This is a genomic window from Pseudomonas sp. LS2P72, assembly GCF_054897865.1.
Window position 1 is genome coordinate 1,436,237 of record NZ_CM142708.1, and the last position, 16,043, is coordinate 1,452,279.

18 protein-coding genes are annotated in these 16,043 nt (G+C 58.7%); 14 read left to right on the plus strand and 4 right to left on the minus strand.

What is annotated here, in order from left to right:
• Positions 1 to 82: 82 nt before the first annotated feature.
• Positions 83 to 424, minus strand: a complete 342-nt coding sequence (locus ACYZUA_RS06585; protein WP_008154270.1) for a zinc ribbon domain-containing protein YjdM — start codon at positions 422 to 424, stop codon at positions 83 to 85.
• A 193-nt stretch (positions 425 to 617) separates the two neighbouring features.
• Positions 618 to 1,586, minus strand: coding sequence for a polyprenyl synthetase family protein (locus ACYZUA_RS06590; RefSeq protein ID WP_461962469.1), 969 nt, complete (start codon positions 1,584 to 1,586; stop codon positions 618 to 620).
• A gap of 240 nt (positions 1,587 to 1,826) precedes the next feature.
• Between ACYZUA_RS06590 and rplU the strand changes: the two genes are divergently transcribed.
• From rplU to ACYZUA_RS06615, 5 genes are all read left to right on the plus strand, one after another.
• A complete protein-coding gene (gene rplU / locus ACYZUA_RS06595; protein WP_003176051.1) occupies positions 1,827 to 2,141 on the plus strand; it encodes a 50S ribosomal protein L21 in 315 nt (104 codons plus the stop codon).
• A gap of 34 nt (positions 2,142 to 2,175) precedes the next feature.
• Positions 2,176 to 2,451 (plus strand): 50S ribosomal protein L27, encoded by a 276-nt coding sequence (rpmA, locus tag ACYZUA_RS06600; protein WP_003215862.1) that lies wholly within the window; start codon positions 2,176 to 2,178, stop codon positions 2,449 to 2,451.
• Positions 2,452 to 2,646: 195 nt separating this feature from the next.
• Positions 2,647 to 3,870: an Obg family GTPase CgtA gene (gene cgtA / locus ACYZUA_RS06605; protein WP_010467530.1), complete on the plus strand. Its 1,224-nt coding sequence runs from the start codon at positions 2,647 to 2,649 to the stop codon at positions 3,868 to 3,870.
• 137 nt (positions 3,871 to 4,007) lie between these two features.
• Positions 4,008 to 5,126: a glutamate 5-kinase gene (proB, locus tag ACYZUA_RS06610; RefSeq protein WP_461963898.1), complete on the plus strand. Its 1,119-nt coding sequence runs from the start codon at positions 4,008 to 4,010 to the stop codon at positions 5,124 to 5,126.
• 12 nt (positions 5,127 to 5,138) lie between these two features.
• A complete protein-coding gene (locus tag ACYZUA_RS06615) occupies positions 5,139 to 5,603 on the plus strand; it encodes a CreA family protein (protein ID WP_309676989.1) in 465 nt (154 codons plus the stop codon).
• A 121-nt stretch (positions 5,604 to 5,724) separates the two neighbouring features.
• Here the strand turns inward: ACYZUA_RS06615 and rpsT are convergent, their stop codons facing one another.
• On the minus strand, positions 5,725 to 6,003 hold the full coding sequence (gene rpsT / locus ACYZUA_RS06620; protein ID WP_008154937.1) for a 30S ribosomal protein S20: 279 nt from the start codon (positions 6,001 to 6,003) through the stop codon (positions 5,725 to 5,727).
• 252 nt (positions 6,004 to 6,255) lie between these two features.
• Between rpsT and murJ the strand changes: the two genes are divergently transcribed.
• From murJ to ispH, 6 genes are all read left to right on the plus strand, one after another.
• Positions 6,256 to 7,794 (plus strand): murein biosynthesis integral membrane protein MurJ, encoded by a 1,539-nt coding sequence (gene murJ, locus ACYZUA_RS06625; RefSeq protein WP_461962470.1) that lies wholly within the window; start codon positions 6,256 to 6,258, stop codon positions 7,792 to 7,794.
• Positions 7,795 to 7,923: 129 nt separating this feature from the next.
• Positions 7,924 to 8,874 (plus strand): bifunctional riboflavin kinase/FAD synthetase, encoded by a 951-nt coding sequence (ribF, locus tag ACYZUA_RS06630; protein WP_008154932.1) that lies wholly within the window; start codon positions 7,924 to 7,926, stop codon positions 8,872 to 8,874.
• Entirely contained in the window at positions 8,875 to 11,706 is a 2,832-nt protein-coding gene (gene ileS / locus ACYZUA_RS06635) for an isoleucine--tRNA ligase (RefSeq protein ID WP_461962471.1), read from the plus strand.
• Positions 11,699 to 12,211 (plus strand): signal peptidase II, encoded by a 513-nt coding sequence (gene lspA / locus ACYZUA_RS06640; RefSeq protein ID WP_461962472.1) that lies wholly within the window; start codon positions 11,699 to 11,701, stop codon positions 12,209 to 12,211. Before ileS ends, lspA begins: the two co-directional genes overlap by 8 nt.
• 7 nt (positions 12,212 to 12,218) lie before the next feature.
• A complete protein-coding gene (gene fkpB, locus ACYZUA_RS06645) occupies positions 12,219 to 12,656 on the plus strand; it encodes an FKBP-type peptidyl-prolyl cis-trans isomerase (RefSeq protein ID WP_176471593.1) in 438 nt (145 codons plus the stop codon).
• 145 nt (positions 12,657 to 12,801) lie between these two features.
• A complete protein-coding gene (ispH, locus tag ACYZUA_RS06650) occupies positions 12,802 to 13,749 on the plus strand; it encodes a 4-hydroxy-3-methylbut-2-enyl diphosphate reductase (RefSeq protein WP_033054296.1) in 948 nt (315 codons plus the stop codon).
• On the opposite strand, the gene ACYZUA_RS06655 is transcribed toward ispH, so the two are convergent.
• Positions 13,718 to 14,275 (minus strand): GspH/FimT family pseudopilin, encoded by a 558-nt coding sequence (locus ACYZUA_RS06655; protein WP_461962473.1) that lies wholly within the window; start codon positions 14,273 to 14,275, stop codon positions 13,718 to 13,720. The two genes, ispH and ACYZUA_RS06655, sit on opposite strands and share 32 nt — an antisense overlap.
• A 131-nt stretch (positions 14,276 to 14,406) precedes the next feature.
• On the opposite strand from ACYZUA_RS06655, the gene ACYZUA_RS06660 reads away from it, so the two are divergent.
• From ACYZUA_RS06660 to ACYZUA_RS06670, 3 genes are read left to right on the plus strand one after another with little or no spacing between them, the layout of a single operon-like run.
• Positions 14,407 to 14,880 carry a GspH/FimT family pseudopilin gene (locus ACYZUA_RS06660; protein ID WP_461962474.1) on the plus strand — a complete coding sequence of 158 codons (474 nt, stop codon included), beginning with the start codon at positions 14,407 to 14,409 and terminating at the stop codon, positions 14,878 to 14,880.
• Positions 14,877 to 15,326, plus strand: coding sequence for a type IV pilus modification protein PilV (gene pilV, locus ACYZUA_RS06665; RefSeq protein ID WP_461962475.1), 450 nt, complete (start codon positions 14,877 to 14,879; stop codon positions 15,324 to 15,326). Before ACYZUA_RS06660 ends, pilV begins: the two co-directional genes overlap by 4 nt.
• On the plus strand, positions 15,323 to 16,036 hold the full coding sequence (locus tag ACYZUA_RS06670; protein ID WP_461962476.1) for a PilW family protein: 714 nt from the start codon (positions 15,323 to 15,325) through the stop codon (positions 16,034 to 16,036). Before pilV ends, ACYZUA_RS06670 begins: the two co-directional genes overlap by 4 nt.
• The last annotated feature ends 7 nt before the right edge of the window (positions 16,037 to 16,043 follow it).

Genomic DNA, 16,043 nt, shown 5'->3' on the forward strand with positions numbered 1-16,043 from the left:
GGCTATTGCGAGGGATTGTTGGGCGAAGCGGGGGAGGGTGAAGCACCCTCCCACGCAGGACGCGGGATGGAATACAGCAGGCTCAGACTTTTCTGACAAACTCGGATTTGAGCTTCATCGGGCCGATGCCGTCGATCTTGCAGTCGATGTCATGATCGCCATCGCACAGGCGGATGTTCTTGACCTTGGTGCCGACCTTGACCACCAGCGACGTGCCTTTGACCTTGAGATCCTTGATCACGGTGATGGTGTCGCCGTCCTGCAGGACGTTGCCGACCGAATCCTTTTTCACGGTGTCATCGGACACTGCTTCGGCTTCGCCGCTGGCGGACCACTCGTGGGCGCACTCAGGGCAGATCAGTTGGGCGCCGTCTTCGTAGGTGTATTCGGAATTGCATTTTGGGCAGGGTGGCAACGTGCTCACTAAAGCTCCTTGGATTGAGGACCGCTAAAAGTCGCACATTATATAGGGTTTTAGGCGGGCGAGGGGCGACGCATGATTTGTAGGAGCGAGCGGTGCGGCGTCCCGACTTGCCCGCGAAGGCGATCTATCAGTCAGATGGGTGTCGACTGGTAGATCGCCTTCGCGAGCAAGCTCTGCTCCTACAGGGGGCGTGTTAGTGCGTACGGGCGACCGCAAATTCGCTCAATTCGACCAGAGCATCGCGGTATTCGCTGGCGGGCAGCGCGTCGAGGCACTTGATCGCGCGGGCCACGTAGTCACGGGCCAGTTTCGCGGTGTAATCCAGCGAACCAGACGCTTCCACGGCTTCGCGGATGCTTTCCAGGTCTTCGATACCGCCTTTCTGGATCGCCTTGCGCACCAGTGCAGCCTGCTCCGGCGTGCCTTCGCGCATGGTGTAGATCAGCGGCAGGGTCGGTTTGCCTTCAGCCAGATCGTCACCGACGTTCTTGCCCAGGGTTTCGGCGTCGCCTTTGTAATCCAGCAGGTCGTCGACCAATTGGAACGCCACGCCCAGATGATCGCCGAATGTACGCAGGGCTTCTGACTGTTCCGATGTCGCTTCGCAGAGCGCTGCAGCACTGTGTGTCGAGGCTTCGAAGAGCATCGCGGTCTTGCCGCGGATGACTTCCATGTAGGTTTCTTCAGTGGTGCTGGCGTCACGAACCTTGGACAGCTGCAACACTTCGCCTTCGGCGATGATGCGCGTGGCTTGCGAAAGGATTTTCATCACCGGCATGGAGCCCAGTTCGACCATCATTTCGAAGGACCGCGAATACAGGAAGTCGCCCACCAGCACGCTAGGGGCGTTGCCCCACATGGCGTTGGCCGTCGAGCGGCCACGGCGCATGCCGGACATGTCGACCACGTCGTCATGCAGCAAGGTGGCGGTGTGCAGGAACTCGATGGTCGCGGCCAGCAGGCGCAGGTCATCGCCTTCGCGACCCAGAGCCTTGCCACACAGCAACACTAATAGAGGGCGCAGGCGTTTACCGCCAGCCGAGGTAATGTAATCGCCGATTTTCGATACCAACGGCACTCGGGAAGTCAGTTGCTTCTTGATGATGCCGTCGACGGCGCTAAAATCGTCCGCCACCGCGCGGTAGAAAGCTTGGGGTTGCATCAGCGACAGTTGCTCCAGAAGGGTTGCGCGGCATGCTAGGACCCACGTCGGCGGGTGTCAAGGTACGATGGACGGCCTCTTGCATCGCCCCGGCAGCTTGCGTACAATCGCGCACCCTGAACTTCCTGGGCAGCACCTGCCTTACGCAATTGCAAACAGGCCTTCCAGCCCAATGCAGCCATGCCAGCCAATACCTCTTCTTATAAAGAGCTGGGTGAGCAGGATTATCGGAGAAATACCATGTCGTACGCAGTAATTGTTACTGGTGGCAAGCAATACAAGGTCGCCCCAGGTGAATACCTGAAGATCGAAAAACTGGAAATCGCTACCGGCGAATCCGTTACTTTTGATCGCGTTCTGTTGGTCGCCAATGGCGATGACGTGAACATCGGCGCTCCAGTTGTTGCCGGCGCTACCGTTGTGGCTGAAGTGATCTCCCAAGGTCGTCACGATAAAGTCCGCATCATCAAGTTCCGTCGTCGTAAGCACCACATGAAGCGTATGGGCCACCGCCAGTGGTACACCGAGATCAAAATCACCGGTATTCAGGCTTAATTTCAGCCTAATTCCTCACTAGGAGAATTGACTCATGGCACACAAAAAAGCTGGTGGTAGTACCCGTAACGGTCGCGACTCAGAAGCCAAACGCCTTGGCGTGAAGATGTATGGCGGCCAGGTTATCATTCCGGGCAACATCATCGTGCGTCAGCGCGGCACCCAATTCCACGCCGGTTACGGTGTTGGCATGGGTAAAGATCACACTCTGTTCGCTAAAATCGACGGCGTGATCAAGTTTGAAGTAAAAGGCGCTTTCAACCGCCGTTACGTAAGCATTGTCCCGAAGACTGAAGTCGTCGCGGCATAATTACGTAGTTGCTGGAAAAGCCCTGTCTCGCGACGGGGCTTTTTCGTTTGTGGGGTGAGTCTCTTGCAAAGCTGTTTGTGATGGGCGAAAGCAGCTGGAATTGCGGTAGTTGCTTGAGGTCGCTACGCTCATTTTTGCAAGAGTCTTATGTCTTAGTGTTTTTCGGCTCGTCCGTATGACGAGAGGCGTTTTGTTATGAAGTTTGTTGATGAAGTATCTATTCGAGTAAAGGCCGGCGACGGCGGCAACGGTTGCATGAGCTTCCGTCGCGAAAAATTCATTGAAAACGGCGGCCCGAACGGCGGTGACGGTGGTGATGGCGGCTCGGTCTACATGATCGCCGACGAAAACCTCAACACTTTGGTGGATTACCGTTACACCCGGCACTTTGATGCCGAGCGTGGTTCCAACGGCGGCAGCACCGACTGCACCGGCAAGAAAGGTGAGGAGCTGGTCCTGCGTGTTCCGGTCGGCACTACGGTTATCGACTCCGCGACTCAGGAAGTGATTGGCGACCTGACCAAGGCTGGCCAGAAACTGCTGGTGGCTCACGGCGGCTGGCACGGTCTGGGTAACACCCGATTCAAGTCCAGTACCAACCGTGCTCCGCGTCAGACCACTCCGGGCAAGCCGGGTGAGGCGCGTGATCTGAAGCTGGAAATGAAGGTGTTGGCTGATGTCGGCCTGCTGGGCTTGCCGAACGCTGGCAAAAGTACCTTCATTCGTTCGGTGTCGGCCGCCAAGCCGAAAGTCGCCGACTACCCGTTCACCACGCTGGTGCCGAACCTGGGTGTGGTCAGTGTCGATCGCTGGAAAAGCTTCGTGGTCGCGGACATTCCGGGTCTGATCGAAGGTGCTTCCGATGGCGCGGGCCTGGGGATTCGTTTCCTCAAGCACTTGTCGCGTACGCGTCTGCTGTTGCACCTCGTGGACATGGCGCCGCTCGATGACGCCAGCGCCCCGGATGCTGCGGAAGTGATCGTCAGCGAGCTGACCAAGTTCAGCCCGTCCCTGGCTGAGCGTGATCGTTGGTTGGTGCTGAACAAGTGCGACCAGATCCTTGAGGAAGAGCACGATGCTCGCGTCAAGGAAATCGTTGATCGCCTGGAATGGACCGGTCCGGTCTACGTGATCTCGGCCATCTCCAAGCTGGGCACCGAGCGTCTTTGCCACGACATCATGCGTTACATGGAAGACCGCGCTGATCGCCTGGCTAACGACCCGGTTTACAAAGAAGAATTGGCCGAACTCGATCAGCGCATCGAAGACGAAGCCCGTGCTCAGTTGCAAGCCCTGGATGACCAGCGTGCCCTGCGCCGTAGCGGCGTGAAGTCGGTCCACGACATCGGCGACGATGATTGGGACGAAGAAGATGTGGATGACGAAGACGGTCCGGAAATCATTTACGTGCGTGACTGATTCGTTGCAGTAAACTTAAACGCCGCTCAATCGAGCGGCGTTTTGGTATCTGGAAATCGGTAGTTGGTCACGAATAACCACGAATAACGTTACGGGCAGTGCCAGGTCGCGCTGTCCTCAAGCTAAGGTTGAAGATGATGCGGAGCAAGGTGACAGGTGCGCAGCGTTGGGTCGTGAAGATCGGCAGCGCTTTGCTGACGGCGGACGGCAAGGGCCTCGATCGCGCGGCAATGGGTGTTTGGGTCGAGCAAATGGTGGCTTTGCATGAGGCTGGCGTCGAGTTGGTGCTGGTGTCCTCCGGGGCAGTGGCGGCCGGCATGAGCCGCTTGGGCTGGACCGTACGACCCAGTGCGATGCACGAGTTGCAAGCTGCTGCCGCCATCGGTCAGATGGGGTTGGTGCAGGCCTGGGAGTCGAGCTTTGCCGAGCATGGCCGGCATACCGCACAGATTCTCCTGACCCACGACGACTTGTCCGACCGCAAGCGCTACCTGAACGCCCGTAGCACCTTGCGCGCGTTGGTTGAGTTGAACGTTATTCCGGTGATCAACGAAAACGACACCGTGGTCACTGATGAAATTCGTTTCGGTGACAACGACACGCTCGCGGCGCTGGTGGCCAACCTGGTCGAAGCTGACTTGCTGGTAATCCTTACCGATCGCGATGGCATGTTCGACGCCGATCCGCGCAACAACCCTGACGCCAACCTGATTTACGAAGCGCGCGCCGATGATCCGGCGCTGGATGCGGTGGCGGGCGGTACGGGTGGTGCGCTGGGTCGTGGCGGCATGCAGACCAAATTGCGTGCTGCGCGGCTGGCGGCTCGTTCCGGTGCGCATACCATCATCGTTGGCGGGCGTATTGACCGTGTGCTGGATCGCCTCAAGGCGGGCGAGCGCATCGGCACTTTGCTGTCGCCTGAGCGCGGCTTGTTGGCAGCGCGCAAGCAATGGCTGGCCGGGCACCTGCAAACCCGCGGCACGCTTGTGCTGGATGCCGGTGCGGTGACGGCGCTGTCCAAAGGCAACAAAAGTTTGCTGCCTGTGGGTGTCAAGCTGGTCCAGGGCAGCTTCCGTCGTGGTGAGATGGTGGTTTGCGTGGCGCCGGACGGTCGTGAAATCGCCCGGGGCCTGGCCAATTACAGCGCGCTGGAAGCACAAAAAATCATCGGTCAGTCGTCTGAGGCGATTGTCGGTCTGTTGGGTTACATGGCGGAGCCGGAACTGGTTCACCGCGATAACCTGATCCTGGTCTGAAGGAATACCTGAATGCGCGTGGCAAAAGGATTGTTGGGTCTGCTGTTGGCGATGCCGCTGCTGGCCTCGGCCGAGGAGATTGGTCAGGTGTCGACGGTGTTCAAGTTTGTCGGTCCGAACGACCGCATCGTCGTCGAAGCGTTTGATGATCCAAAGGTTGAGGGTGTGACCTGCTACCTGTCGCGGGCCAAGACGGGTGGCGTAAAGGGTAGTTTGGGGTTGGCTGAAGATCGCGCAGAAGCGTCTATCGCTTGTCGTCAGGTCGGGCCGATCAGCTTCAAAGGCGAGTTGAAGGATGGCGACGAGGTGTTCAAGGAGCGCACGTCGTTGGTATTCAAGACCATGCAGGTGGTGCGATTCCTCGACAAGAAGCGCAATACGCTGGTGTACCTGGTCTATAGCGATCGTGTGATCGAGGGTAGTCCGCAGAATGCGGTGACGGCGATTCCGATTTTGCCGTGGGCGCAGGCTCAGTGATCTAAAGAAGATCAAAGGTGTGGGAAGGGGCTGCCCCTTCCCATTTTTTTTGCGCTGGATTTACTGAATCGCAGGCAATAAAAAACCGACCCTAGGGTCGGTTTTTTAACAAGCTTATCGCTTATGCGGCAACAGCAAGGTTCAGAGCCTTGACGTGACCGTTCAGGCGGCTCTTATGACGAGCAGCCTTGTTCTTGTGGATGATGCCTTTATCGGCCATACGGTCGATAACTGGCACGGCCAGAACGTAAGCAGCTTGAGCTTTTTCAGCGTCTTTTGCGTCGATGGCTTTAACTACATTCTTGATGTAGGTACGAACCATGGAACGCAGGCTGGCGTTGTGGCTGCGACGCTTCTCAGCCTGTTTTGCACGTTTTTTGGCGGAAGGTGTGTTGGCCACCGTCGAGCTCCTCGAAAGACTTTTTAGGAAATAGCAAACAAAATAGGCCGCGAATCATGCCGATGAGTTGATGTCTTGTCAAGGGCGGTTGAGACGTTCCGCTAAGTGGTAGGTATAAAGAGGCGGGATATTTATTTCCGGCGCTTGACCTGTAAACTCGCGAGCTTTGGCTCTGTGCTGCTGCGGCGCGGAGTATCGCATAAGTAGGCGCTTTGTTCGCCTGCTGTTTATCGACAGGCACAAACTCTTTCAATGAATCTGCTCAAATCGTTGGCCGCCGTCAGCTCTATCACGATGCTTTCCCGGATTCTGGGGTTCGTTCGTGACACTCTCATTGCGCGCACATTTGGCGCCGGGATGGCGACTGACGCCTTCTTTATCGCCTTCAAATTGCCCAATCTGCTGCGGCGGATCTTTGCCGAGGGGGCTTTTTCCCAGGCATTCGTGCCGATTCTTGCTGAATACAAAAACCAGAAGGGCGAGGAGGCGACGCGAACCTTCATTGCCTACGTCTCGGGCCTGCTGACGCTGGTGCTGGCGTTGGTCACCGCTTTGGGCATGATCGCTGCGCCGTGGGTCATCTGGGCGACCGCGCCGGGTTTCACCGATACGCCGGAAAAATTCGAGCTGACGGCCAGCCTGTTGCGCGTAACCTTTCCTTATATATTGCTGATCTCCCTGTCTTCATTGGCCGGGGCGATCCTCAATACCTATAACCGCTTTTCGGTTCCGGCCTTCGTGCCTACCCTGCTCAACGTCAGCATGATCATCTTTTCGGTGTTCCTGACGCCGTACTTCGATCCGCCGGTCATGGCGCTGGGCTGGGCAGTGCTGGTGGGTGGTCTGGCGCAATTGCTCTATCAGCTGCCGCACCTGAAAAAGATCGGCCTGCTGGTGTTGCCGCGACTGAACCTGCGTGACAGCGGCGTCTGGAGGGTCATGAAACAAATGCTGCCGGCGATTCTCGGTGTGTCCGTGAGCCAGATTTCGCTGATCATCAACACCATTTTCGCCTCGTTTCTGGTCGCGGGTTCCGTGTCATGGATGTACTACGCCGACCGTTTGATGGAATTACCGTCCGGTGTTCTGGGTGTGGCGCTGGGTACGATTCTCCTGCCGACCCTGGCCAAGACCTACGCCAGCAAGGATCGCCAGGAATACTCGCGGATCCTCGATTGGGGGCTGCGCCTGTGTTTCATGCTGGTGTTGCCGTGCTCCCTGGCGTTGGGGATTCTCGCCGAGCCGTTGACGGTTTCTTTGTTTCAGTACGGCCAGTTCAGCGCGTTTGACGCCTCCATGACCCAGCGGGCGCTGATCGCTTATTCGGTCGGTTTGCTCGGGATTATCGTGATCAAAGTGCTGGCGCCGGGCTTTTATGCGCAACAGAACATACGTACGCCGGTAAAAATCGCGATTTTCACCCTGATCGTTACCCAATTGTTCAACCTGGTGTTGATCGGCCCGCTGGCCCACGCCGGTCTGGCGCTGGCCATCAGCATCGGCGCGTGCATTAACGCCGGCCTGCTGTTCTATCAGCTGCGCAAGCAGCAGATGTATGAGCCGCAACCGGGTTGGGCGAAGTTCGGTTTCAAGCTAGTGATTGCAGTGTTGGTGATGTCTGCTGTGTTGCTGGTCGGAATGCATTTCATGCCAGCCTGGGATCAGGGGCATATGCTGGAGCGGTTCCTGCGTCTGGGCGCATTGGTCATTGCCGGTGTGGTGGCTTATTTCGGCATGTTGCTGTTGATGGGCTTCCGTTTGCGAGACTTCAATCGCAAAGCGCTGAGCTGAGGTCATGACCTCGATAAACACGGGCGAATCGACGGTTTTGTCGGCTCGATCACTTTGGGTTACGGTGTTGCCTGTCGTCGGCCGCCGGGTGTGGTTATAATCGACCACTTTATGAGCAAGAAGCGCGTTATGCAGCTGGTTCGAGGCCTCCACAACTTGCGCCCCCAGCATCGGGGCTGTGTCGCCACTATTGGCAACTTTGACGGTGTTCACCGTGGCCACCAGGCTATCCTGGCGAGGCTCCGTGAGCGTGCGCTCGAGTTGGGCGTGCCCAGCTGCGTGGTGATTTTTGAGCCGCAGCCGCGAGAGTTCTTCGCGCCGGACACGGCACCGGCCCGTCTGGCCCGGCTGCGGGATAAACTGCAGCTGCTGGCCGAGGAAGGTGTCGACCGGGTCCTGTGCCTGGCCTTCAACCAGCGCTTGAGCAAGCTCAGTGCCGCCGAATTCGTCGACACCATTCTGGTGGACGGCCTCGGTGTACAACACCTTGAGGTCGGTGACGATTTCCGTTTCGGCTGCGACCGGGTAGGGGATTTCGATTTCCTGCAACAGGCCGGCGTCCTGCAAGGCTTTACCGTCGAAGCGGCGCAAACCGTCGAGCTGGATGGTATTCGCGTCAGCAGTACGCAGGTTCGCAATGCCCTGGCCGCTGCCGATTTTGCCCTGGCCGAGCGACTGCTCGGGCGTCCGTTCCGGATTGCCGGGCGGGTCCTGCATGGCCAGAAGCTGGCACGCCAGTTGGGTACGCCCACGGCCAACATACAGCTCAAGCGTCGTCGCGTGCCGCTGACCGGGGTTTACCTGGTCAACGTCGATATCGACGGCAAGACCTGGCCAGGCGTCGCCAACATTGGCGTGCGGCCAACCGTTCAAGGTGATGGCAAAGCCCACCTCGAAGTGCATCTTTTAGATTTTGCCGGCGATCTGTATGACCGGCGTTTGACGGTGGTTTTCCACCACAAGCTGCGTGAAGAGCAGCGTTTCGCCTCTCTGGAGGCGCTTAAGACGGCGATCAATGCGGATGTTGCCGCCGCCCGTGCCCTGTCGCACCTAGCGCCAATCGCTAATGAAGAGCCTTAAATGACCGACTATAAAGCCACGCTAAACCTTCCGGACACCGCCTTCCCAATGAAGGCCGGCCTGCCTCAGCGCGAACCGCAGATTCTGCAGCGCTGGGACAGCATTGGCCTGTACGGTAAGTTGCGCGAGATTGGCAAGGATCGTCCGAAGTTCGTACTTCACGACGGTCCTCCGTACGCCAACGGCACGATTCACATCGGTCATGCGCTGAACAAGATTCTCAAGGACATGATTATCCGTTCGAAAACCCTGTCGGGTTTCGACGCGCCTTATGTTCCGGGCTGGGACTGCCACGGTCTGCCGATCGAGCACAAAGTCGAAGTGACCCACGGTAAAAACCTGGGCGCGGACAAGACCCGCGAACTGTGCCGTGCCTACGCCACCGAGCAGATCGAAGGCCAGAAGTCCGAATTCATCCGTCTGGGCGTGTTGGGCGATTTCGCCAACCCGTACAAAACCATGGATTTCAAAAACGAGGCCGGTGAAATCCGTGCCTTGGCAGAAATCGTCAAGGGCGGTTTCGTGTTCAAGGGCCTGAAGCCTGTGAACTGGTGCTTCGACTGCGGTTCGGCCCTGGCTGAAGCAGAAGTCGAGTACGAGAACAAAAAGTCTTCGACCATCGACGTAGCGTTCCCGATTGCCGACGAAGCCAAGCTGGCGGCCGCTTTCGGCCTGCCGTCGCTGGGCAAACCTGCCTCGATCGTGATCTGGACCACCACCCCGTGGACCATCCCGGCCAACCAGGCGTTGAACGTTCACCCGGAATTCAACTACGCCCTGGTCGACGTCGGCGACAAACTGCTGGTGCTGGCTGAAGAGCTGGTCGAGTCGTGCCTGGCCCGTTACAGCCTGGAAGGCTCGGTCATTGCGACCACCACAGGTAAAGAGCTGGAGCTGATCACCTTCCGTCACCCGTTCTACGACCGTCTGTCGCCGGTTTACCTCGCTGAGTACGTTGAACTGGGCGCTGGCACCGGCGTGGTTCACTCCTCGCCAGCCTATGGCGTAGACGACTTCGTGACCTGCAAGAAGTACGGCATGGTCAACGACGACATCCTCAACCCGGTACAGAGCAACGGCGTTTACGCGACGTCGCTGGAGTTCTTTGGCGGCCAGTTCATCTGGAAAGCCAACCCGGCCATCGTCGACAAGTTGACCGAAGTGGGTGCGCTGCTGCATACCAGCATCATCGAACACAGCTACATGCACTGCTGGCGTCACAAGACCCCGCTGATCTACCGTGCGACCGCGCAGTGGTTCATCGGCATGGACAAAGAACCTGTGACCGGCGACACCCTGCGCAAGCGGGCGATCAAAGCCATCGAAGAGACCAGGTTCGTTCCGGCCTGGGGCCAGGCGCGCCTGCACTCGATGATTGCCAACCGTCCGGACTGGTGCATCTCCCGTCAGCGCAACTGGGGCGTGCCGATCCCGTTCTTCCTGAACAAGGAAAGCGGCGAGCTGCACCCACGTACCGCTGAATTGATGGAAGAAGTCGCCAAGCGCGTCGAAGTCGAAGGCATCGAAGCCTGGTTCAAGATGGACGCCGCCGAGTTGCTCGGTGACGAAGCGCCGCAATACGACAAGATCAGCGACACCCTGGACGTCTGGTTCGATTCGGGCACCACGCACTGGCACGTTCTGCGCGGTTCGCACCCGATGGGCCACGAAACCGGTCCCCGTGCCGACCTGTACCTGGAAGGTTCGGACCAGCACCGTGGCTGGTTCCACTCGTCGTTGCTGACCGGTTGCGCCATCGACAATCACGCGCCATACCGCGAGCTGCTGACTCACGGCTTCACCGTCGACGAGTCCGGTCGCAAGATGTCCAAGTCCCTGGGCAACGTGATCGCGCCGCAAAAGGTCAACGACACCCTGGGCGCCGACATCATGCGTCTGTGGGTCGCTTCCACCGATTACTCGGGTGAAATGGCGGTTTCCGAGCAGATCCTGCAGCGCAGTGCGGACGCCTACCGGCGTATCCGTAACACCGCGCGTTTCCTGCTCTCCAACCTGACCGGCTTCAACCCGGCCACCGACATCCTGCCGGCCGAAGAAATGCTGGCGCTTGACCGTTGGGCGGTGGACCGTACCCTGCTGCTGCAACGCGAGCTGCAAGAACACTACAGTGAATACCGCTTCTGGAACGTCTACTCCAAGATCCACAACTTCTGCGTGCAGGAATTGGGCGGTTTCTACCTCGACATCATCAAGGACCGTCAGTACACCACTGGCGCCAACAGCAAGGCCCGCCGTTCGGCGCAAACTGCGCTGTACCACATCTCCGAAGCGCTGGTGCGCTGGATCGCGCCGATCCTCGCGTTCACCGCTGACGAACTGTGGGAATACCTGCCGGGCGAGCGTAACGAGTCGGTAATGCTCAACACCTGGTACGAAGGCCTGACCGAGCTGCCGGAAAACGTCGAGCTGGACCGCGCCTATTGGGAGCGGATCATGGCGGTGAAGGTTGCGGTCAACAAGGAAATGGAAATCCAGCGCGCGGCCAAGGCCGTGGGTGGCAACCTGCAAGCCGAAGTGACGCTGTTCGCCGAAGACGCGCTGAGCGCCGATCTGGCGAAGCTGAGCAACGAACTGCGCTTCGTACTGATCACCTCGACCGCTACCGTTGCACCGTTCGTTCAGGCACCGGCGGATGCGGTAGTCACCGAAGTCACCGGTTTGAAACTGCAAGTGGTCAAGTCGAGTCATGCCAAGTGCGCCCGTTGCTGGCACTGCCGTGAAGACGTCGGCGTGAACCCGGAGCATCCGGAAATCTGCGGTCGTTGCGTCGACAACATCAGCGGCGCTGGCGAGGTTCGTCACTATGCCTAACGCGGCTGGCCGTTTCGGACGGCTGAGCTGGCTCTGGTTGAGTTTGCTGGTCCTGGTCATCGACCAGGCCAGCAAGTTCTACTTCGAAGGCAAGCTCGAGATGTACCAGCAAATCGTGGTGATCCCCGATTTGTTCAGCTGGACCCTGGCCTACAACACGGGCGCGGCGTTCAGCTTCCTGGCCGACAGCTCCGGCTGGCAACGCTGGTTGTTTGCCCTGATCGCGGTCGGGGTCAGTGCGGTGCTGGTGGTGTGGCTCAAGCGTCTGGGGCGCAACGAAACCTGGCTGGCCGTCGCTTTGGCGCTGGTGTTGGGTGGCGCGCTGGGCAATCTGTATGACCGCATTGCCCTGGGCCATGTGATCGATTTTATTCTGGTGCATTGGCAGAACCGCTGGTATTTCCCGGCGTTCAACATTGCCGACAGTGCGATCACTGTCGGTGCCGTAATGCTTGCGCTGGACATGTTCAAAAGTAAAAAGACCGGAGAAGCCGTTCATGACTGAACAGGTATTGGCTGAGCAACGCATCCGCCAGAACACGGAAGTCACTTTGCACTTTGCACTGCGCCTGGAGAACGGCGACACCGTCGACAGCACCTTCGACAAAGCTCCGGCGACCTTCAAGGTCGGTGACGGCAACCTGTTGCCAGGGTTCGAAGCAGCGCTGTTCGGCTTCAAGGCTGGCGACAAGCGTACGCTGACGATTCAGCCGGAAAACGCTTTTGGCCAACCCAACCCGCAGAACGTACAGATCATCCCGCGCTCGCAATTCAAGGACATGGAACTGTCGCCGGGCTTGCTGGTGATCTTTAACGATGCGGCCAATACTGAGTTGCCCGGTGTGGTGAAGGTATTCGATGACGAGCAAGTGACCATCGACTTCAACCACCCACTGGCCGGCAAGACATTGACCTTTGACGTCGAGATCATCAACGTCAAATCGCTGTAACTTGTAGGAGCTGAGCTTGCTCGCGATGGCGTCATCACATCAACATCAATGTTGACTGACGCACCGCTTTCGCGAGCAGGCTCGCTCCCACAATAGGTTTTTCACTGTTTTCGCTATTTCTTGCGCGCAAGACACGAGGCACAGCATGCAAATCAAACTCGCCAACCCCCGTGGCTTCTGCGCCGGTGTGGACCGGGCGATCGAAATCGTCAACCGCGCCCTGGAAGTTTTCGGGCCGCCGATCTACGTGCGCCACGAAGTGGTCCACAACAAATTTGTCGTCGAAGACCTGCGTGCTCGCGGGGCGATTTTCGTCGAAGAACTGGATCAGGTGCCGGACGACGTCATTGTGATCTTCAGCGCCCACGGAGTTTCCCAGGCCGTGCGCACCGAAGCTGCCGGTCGTGGCCTGAAGGTGTTCGACGCTACCTGTCCGCTGGTGACCAAGGTACACATCGAAGTGGCACGCTACAGCCGCGACGGCCGTGAATGCATCCTCATTGGCCACGCCGGTCACCCGGAAGTCGAAGGCACCATGGGCCAGTACGATGGCAGCAATGGTGGCGCGATTTATCTGGTCGAAGACGAGAAAGACGTCGCCGCCTTGCAGGTGAACAACCCTGAAAAACTGGCGTTCGTGACCCAGACCACCCTGTCCATGGACGATACCAGCCGCGTCATCGACGCCCTGCGTACGCGCTTCCCGGCGATCGGTGGCCCGCGCAAGGACGACATCTGCTACGCCACGCAAAACCGTCAGGACGCGGTCAAGCAACTCGCCGACGAATGCGACGTGGTTTTGGTGGTCGGCAGCCCGAACAGCTCCAACTCCAATCGCCTGCGTGAACTGGCCGAACGCATGGCCACCCCGGCCTACCTGATCGACGGCGCCGAAGACCTGCAAAAGAGCTGGTTTGACGGTGTCGAGCGAATCGGCATCACCGCTGGCGCCTCCGCACCGGAAGTGCTGGTGCGTGGCGTGATCCAGCAGCTGCAGGCGTGGGGCGCTACCGGCGCCGATGAACTGGCCGGTCGCGAGGAGAACATCACCTTCTCCATGCCTAAAGAGTTGCGCGTGCGTTCACTGCTTTAACGCTTTTGCCCCCAGGGCACAGCGCCTGCTCAGCCTTATGGCTGCGCAGGCTGACGCGGCCGGTCGCGGCCAGCACCACCTGGAGCTGAGTGACCGGTTCGCGGGCTGCGCAAATGTGCAATGTCCCGGCTTGAAAGGCCCGTCCGGGCATCTGTGGCTCGCCAATACTGTTGAAACGTATGTATCGCCTGACCGGCCCGTTGCCGACAATCGGCACCCGAGTGCCACTCGCGCGCTCAACCAGTAGCGGATTGCTGTTGTCCTCCGCGCCTTTGCCACTGATATCCAGAATGATTCGCCAGCCCTGACTCCAGTCGTCGTTGATTCCGTGAATCACAACGCTCTGGTTGCGTGTGATGGCAACGGTTCTGGCGTTACGTATCCCACTGATCAGCGATTGCGCGGCCTCCTCGCGATGGTTCGATTCGGTGAGTGCCGCGAACGCCGGACTGACCAACAGCAGAACAATCCCGACAATTGTCAGTCCCATAAGCAGTTCGATCAGGCTGAAACCTCGCTGATGCATGTCATCTCCCTCCCTGGAGTGCTGCGGCCCACGCGATCCCTGCGCGAGTAATGGCAAAACAACCGAACACCTGACGGTCGAATGTTCTAGCGTGTAGAAGCAGGTATAGCCGACGGCAACGGAGGGCACCGATGGATCATCGTACAAAAGGTTTCACGCTGATCGAGTTGCTGATCGCGCTCGCGGTGTTTCTGGCCCTGATCACTCTGGCCGTACCGGCGTTTACCCGTTCGGTGCAAATCACCAAGGCCGACACCGAAATCGGCGATCTGCAACGCGGACTCAATTTCGCCCGACTGGAGGCCATCGACCGTGGTGTCACCACCCGGCTGCGCCCGACGGCCGGCGGCAGCGTATGGAACGGAGAATTAACGGTCTTTGACGGTACTGGCAATCCGGCCAATGTATTGCGGGTTGTTCCAGCGATGAGCAGCGGCGCGACTCTGACGCTAACCTCAGGAGTGACCGCCATCGATTTCAACAACCTTGGCGGGTTGTCGGCACCGTCCACGGCGGTGGTGATCAGCTACGTACGGGGAGCGCAAAGCAGAACGCTGAATGTGTGTTTGAACGGACGAATTCTATTGGGTGGAAGTTGCGGATGAGGGGATGGACCAAGCGTGCACAGGAGGGCATGACGCTGATCGAAGTCTTGGTTGCGTTATTGATTCTGACGGTGGGGCTGTTGGGGGCTGCGGCGATTCAGCTCAATGCGCTGAAGTACACTGACAGCGCGCGGATGACCAGCCAGGCGAGTTTTATTGCCTACGACATGATGGACCGCATTCGCGCCAACTCCGGTGCCGACTACACCGTCACGCCTCCGACCTCAGGCAACCTGAGCGTCGCCCGGGATCAGGACCTCTACGACTTCACCACCAACATTGTCAATTTCGGCGGCGCCACGGCTACTGGCAGCGTTACGCTCAATCAGCGGGTGTACACCATCACCATCACCTGGGATGACTCGCGAGCTGCAAACATCGCCAATTCGCGGCGCAGTTTCGTCCTGACCAGTCGCGCCACCGTTGATCCGGTGTCGACGCCATGAACCAGGCCAACAGAGGTTTCGGCCTGATCGAGTTACTGATCGCCCTGGCATTGAGTCTGGTCGTGGTGCTGGGCGTGGCGCAGATTTTCATCGCGGCCAAGAACACCTATGTCAGCCAGAACATCGCTGCCGCCATGCAGGAAGATGCGCGTTTCGTGCTGAGCAAGATGATTCAGGAAATCCGCATGGTTGGCATGTTCGGATGTTTGGGGACGATCACCGATTCGAGCTCGACGGTGGACTTCAATGCCAGCCAGACAACGCCCATCAGTTGGGACAACGAAAACCAAAAACTGACTCTGGTGACTGCGGATGTCGGCGGCAGTGGCGGAGTACCGACCTGGACGGTGGTTTCCGATTGTCGGAACAATGCAACGGCCCACATGGGCGTCCGAGTTCCGGCGTCGGGCGAGCTGGCGTTTCCGATCCGGCGCTTGATCTACAGTTTCAGCAACGATCAACTGAAAATGGGTGTCGGCACCGGCACGCCGGCTCAGGCGGTGCTGGTGAACAACGTCGGTGCCTTCAACGTGAGCTTCGGCCTCGCCAGTTCGGCCACTGATGTGGCCGCCTCCAGTTACAGCAGCAACCCCTCTGATCCGGCGCGCATCCGTAGTGTTCGCCTGACGTTGACCCTCACCGACCCGAACAACCGGGTAGGCAATCAAACCTTCAACGTGGTTGCCGCTCTGCGCAACCGCTTGCAATGAGGGGATG

Bases quoted from the DNA above. Each gene is read 5' to 3' on its own strand.
- ACYZUA_RS06590 (WP_461962469.1), bottom strand. From the start codon at position 1,586: ATGCAACCCCAAGCTTTCTACCGCGCGGTGGCGGACGATTTTAGCGCC.
- rplU (WP_003176051.1), top strand. From the start codon at position 1,827: ATGTCGTACGCAGTAATTGTTACTGGTGGCAAGCAATACAAGGTCGCC.
- rpmA (WP_003215862.1), top strand. From the start codon at position 2,176: ATGGCACACAAAAAAGCTGGTGGTAGTACCCGTAACGGTCGCGACTCA.
- cgtA (WP_010467530.1), top strand. From the start codon at position 2,647: ATGAAGTTTGTTGATGAAGTATCTATTCGAGTAAAGGCCGGCGACGGC.
- proB (WP_461963898.1), top strand. From the start codon at position 4,008: ATGCGGAGCAAGGTGACAGGTGCGCAGCGTTGGGTCGTGAAGATCGGC.
- ACYZUA_RS06615 (WP_309676989.1), top strand. From the start codon at position 5,139: ATGCGCGTGGCAAAAGGATTGTTGGGTCTGCTGTTGGCGATGCCGCTG.
- murJ (WP_461962470.1), top strand. From the start codon at position 6,256: ATGAATCTGCTCAAATCGTTGGCCGCCGTCAGCTCTATCACGATGCTT.
- ribF (WP_008154932.1), top strand. From the start codon at position 7,924: ATGCAGCTGGTTCGAGGCCTCCACAACTTGCGCCCCCAGCATCGGGGC.
- ileS (WP_461962471.1), top strand. From the start codon at position 8,875: ATGACCGACTATAAAGCCACGCTAAACCTTCCGGACACCGCCTTCCCA.
- lspA (WP_461962472.1), top strand. From the start codon at position 11,699: ATGCCTAACGCGGCTGGCCGTTTCGGACGGCTGAGCTGGCTCTGGTTG.
- ispH (WP_033054296.1), top strand. From the start codon at position 12,802: ATGCAAATCAAACTCGCCAACCCCCGTGGCTTCTGCGCCGGTGTGGAC.
- ACYZUA_RS06655 (WP_461962473.1), bottom strand. From the start codon at position 14,275: ATGCATCAGCGAGGTTTCAGCCTGATCGAACTGCTTATGGGACTGACA.
- ACYZUA_RS06660 (WP_461962474.1), top strand. From the start codon at position 14,407: ATGGATCATCGTACAAAAGGTTTCACGCTGATCGAGTTGCTGATCGCG.
- pilV (WP_461962475.1), top strand. From the start codon at position 14,877: ATGAGGGGATGGACCAAGCGTGCACAGGAGGGCATGACGCTGATCGAA.
- ACYZUA_RS06670 (WP_461962476.1), top strand. From the start codon at position 15,323: ATGAACCAGGCCAACAGAGGTTTCGGCCTGATCGAGTTACTGATCGCC.